This is a genomic window from Tardiphaga sp. (assembly GCF_028290785.1).
GTDB lineage: Bacteria > Pseudomonadota > Alphaproteobacteria > Rhizobiales > Xanthobacteraceae > Tardiphaga.
In genome coordinates, this window is the sequence record NZ_JAQGJD010000135.1 from 1 (window position 1) to 3,272 (window position 3,272).

General features: G+C 67.0%; 3 protein-coding genes and 1 pseudogene. 1 reads left to right on the plus strand and 3 read right to left on the minus strand.

The genetic code is table 11. The features are described from left to right. Nucleotides 1–985: pseudogene (locus tag JWR89_RS08005) on the minus strand (pseudouridine synthase); the annotation flags it as partial. A gap of 162 nt (nt 986–1,147) precedes the next feature. Between JWR89_RS08005 and JWR89_RS08010 the strand changes: the two are divergent. Then, nucleotides 1,148–1,594 carry a nucleoside deaminase gene (locus tag JWR89_RS08010; RefSeq protein ID WP_299714032.1) on the plus strand — a complete coding sequence of 149 codons (447 nt, stop codon included), beginning with the start codon at nt 1,148–1,150 and terminating at the stop codon, nt 1,592–1,594. Here the strand turns inward: JWR89_RS08010 and JWR89_RS08015 are convergent. Both JWR89_RS08015 and purD read right to left on the minus strand, forming a co-directional pair. Then, on the minus strand, nt 1,565–1,840 hold the full coding sequence (locus JWR89_RS08015; protein WP_299714035.1) for a hypothetical protein: 276 nt from the start codon (nt 1,838–1,840) through the stop codon (nt 1,565–1,567). The genes JWR89_RS08010 and JWR89_RS08015 overlap by 30 nt on opposite strands. Before the next feature lie 70 nt (nt 1,841–1,910). Then, entirely contained in the window at nt 1,911–3,194 is a 1,284-nt protein-coding gene (gene purD / locus JWR89_RS08020) for a phosphoribosylamine--glycine ligase (RefSeq protein WP_299714038.1), read from the minus strand. Nucleotides 3,195–3,272: the final 78 nt, after the last annotated feature.

The following is a 3,272-nucleotide window of genomic DNA, read 5'->3' on the forward strand; positions in this document are numbered from 1 at the left end:
CGCGGTCCGGCGCGCCGCGCGAGAACTTCTTGTCGCCGCCGAACTTGCTGCCGCCGCTATAGGGACGATCGCCCTGCGGGCGATCCGAGCGCGGACGATCGTTGTCGCGCGCCGGACGCGCGCTGTACGGACGATCACCCGAGGGGCGCGGCCTGTCACCACCATCACGCGGCGTATAGGGACGCTTGTCGCCGCCATCGCGGGACTGGTAGGGCCGCTTCTCGCCGCCGCCGTCGCGCGGGGTGTAGGGACGCTTGTCGCCGAACTTCTTGTCGGAGAAACGCGCGGCCGGACGTGCGTCGCTGCGCGAGTCGCCGCGGTCGCCGCGCGGCGCGCGGTCGTCGCGGTTGAAATTCGGGCGGTCGCCACGCGGGCTGTAGGGACGCTTCTCGCCGCCACCTTCGCGCGGCGTATAGGGGCGCTTGTCGCCACCACCGTCACGAGACTGATAAGGCCGTTTCTCAGCGCCACCATCACGCGGCGTGTAAGGGCGCTTGTCACCGCCGCCATCGCGCGACTGGTACGGACGTTTGTCGCCACCACCGGCGCGCGGCGAATACGGCCGCTTCTCGCCGCCGCCTTCACGCGGCGTGTAAGGGCGCTTGTCGCCGCCACCGTCGCGCGACTGGTACGGACGTTTGTCGCCGCCACTGCGCTCGGGACGGTCGCCACCGAAGCTGCGGGCCGGACGCGGTGCATCGCCATAGTCGCGGCGCGGCGCGCGGTCGTCATCGCGGCGCGGCGGCGCGCCGTCACGCTTGCCGGCATAGGGCTTGCCGGGGCCGGAATAGGGCTTGGCGCCGTAGGTCTTGCGCTCGCCCGCGCCGGCATCGTGCGGCTTTGGTGTGTAGGTGCCGTCGCGCTTGGCGAATTTCTTCTCGGGGCCGCGCGCCGCGCCGGAGCGGCCCTTGCTGGCGCCTCCGCCGGATTTGCCGGGCGGGCGGCCGCGCGAGGGGCCATTGTTTCGATCGTTGTCGCGGGGCATGAAGGTCTCACTGCAGCATAAGCTGAATTGCGGTTGAGCGGTGCGGACAGGGCTCGTGAAACGATATGCGCGCTCACTCGTCGGGCGCATTGTCACGCAAAAACCGGTATCCACTCTTGCTGAACCTCAACCCGTAGCAGAGTTCGCCCCAAGAAACGAGCCATGACCGCACCTTCTTTTATGGATCTGGCGCTGCAGGCCGCCGAAAACGCCGCAAAACGGGGCGAAGTCCCGATCGGCGCTGTGATCGTGCTTAACGGCGAGGTCATCGCATCGGCGGGAAACCGCACCATCATCGACCGTGACCCGACCGCCCATGCCGAGATTCTGGCGATCCGGCAGGCGGCGGAGCGGATCGGCAGCGAGCGGCTGATCGACTGCGATCTCTACGTTACGCTGGAGCCGTGCACCATGTGCGCCGGCGCGATCTCGTTCGCCCGGATTCGCCGGCTGTATTACGGCGCCGCCGACCCGAAGGGCGGCGGAGTCGATTCCGGGGTGCGATTCTTCGCCTCGAAGACGTGCCACCACGCGCCGGATGTCTATTCGGCCGTGGGCGAACGCGAATCCGCGATGTTGCTACAGGAATTTTTTAAGGCGCGGCGCTGAGGCCGGACCGGCTTCGCCCGACACCTTCACCCGCATCACTTCGTGACCGTCTTCGCGGACGACGGAGATGTGGCAGTCATGGTCCATTTGGCTGCAATCCGTCCCGAATTGATAGGCGATAACCTGACCGCGGGCGATCGCGTCGCCGTCGCTGGCGAACTCCGAACCGGTGTGGTCCCTCCGCGTGGTGCCGTTTTTCACATCGAAATAATAATGAGCCATGAGCAGCCCTTCCTGCTCAACCAATGCGTGACACTCCACTAAGTTCCATCGTTTTGGTTGTGGAGCTGCAGCTGGGGAAGTGACAGGTCCTCCGCTACCTTTTTGCGCGCTCGCGCGCCACCGCCTGCCAGCCGATATCGCGGCGGCAGAAGCCCTCGGGCCAGTTGATCAGCCCGATCGCCTCATAGGCGCGGCGTTGCGCCTCGCCGACGGTCTTGCCCGACGCGGTGACGTTGAGAACGCGTCCGCCATTGGCGAGAATCCAGTCGCCCGAGGCGATGGTGCCGGCATGAAAGATCTCGACGCCTTCGATCTTCGCGGCACGATCAAGGCCCGCGATCCGCGTGCCCTTCTCGTACGCGCCGGGATAGCCCTTGGTGGCCATCACCACCGTCAGCGCGACGTCGTCGTACCAGCGCAGGCTGAAATTCTTCAACTGCCCGTCGGCGCAGGCCAGCAAGGCCGGAACGATGTCGGACATCATCCGCAGCATCAGCACCTGGCATTCGGGATCGCCGAACCGCGCGTTGAATTCGACCAGCTTCGGACCGTCCGCGGTGACCATGACGCCGGCATAGAGAACGCCTTTGTACGGCGTGCCCATGTCGCGCAACGCGCGCAACGTCGGCTCGATCATCGTCTTCATCACCTGCGCGCACAGCGCGTCGGTCATGACAGGCGCCGGCGAATAGGCGCCCATGCCGCCGGTATTGGGGCCCTTGTCGCCGTCGAAGGCGCGCTTGTGGTCCTGCGCGGTCGCCAGCGCCAGCGCATGTTCGCCGTCGCATAGCGCGAAGAACGAGGCTTCCTCGCCCTCCATATACTCTTCGATCACGACTTCGGCCCCGGCCTCGCCGAAGCCGCCGGCAAACATCATGTCGACCGCCGCCAGCGCCTCGGCCTCGGTGGCAGCCACCACGACGCCCTTGCCGGCTGCCAGCCCATCGGCCTTGACCACGATCGGCGCGCCCTGGGCGCGGATATAGGCCTTGGCCTCCTCGGCGCTGTGGAAATGGCCGTAGGCGGCGGTGGGAATGTTGTTGTCGCGGCACAGCGCCTTGGTGAAGCTCTTCGAGCTCTCGAGCTGCCCGGCCGCGCGGGTCGGCCCGAACGCCTTGATACCCGCCGCATCCAGATCATCGACGATCCCGGCAGCGATCGGCGCGTCCGGGCCGACCACGACGAAATCGATCGTGTTGGTCTGGCAGAACGCAATCACCGCGGCGTGGTCGGCGATGTCCAGCGCCACGCATTCGGCTTCCTGCGCGATGCCGGCATTGCCCGGCGCGCACCACAATTTGGTCAGCAGCGGCGACGCGGCGATCTTCCACGCCAGCGCATGCTCGCGCCCGCCGGAACCGAGGAGAAGAATGTTCATGGAGACTGCCAGACCGGTTTGCGCGAGGAAGCGCAGGGTTTACCCGCCGGCGCGGCACGCCGCAACATCAGCGACGGC

Coding starts and splice junctions, on each gene's coding strand:
- purD (WP_299714038.1), bottom strand. CDS start 3,194: ATGAACATTCTTCTCCTCGGTTCCGGCGGGCGCGAGCATGCGCTGGCG.
- JWR89_RS08010 (WP_299714032.1), top strand. CDS start 1,148: ATGACCGCACCTTCTTTTATGGATCTGGCGCTGCAGGCCGCCGAAAAC.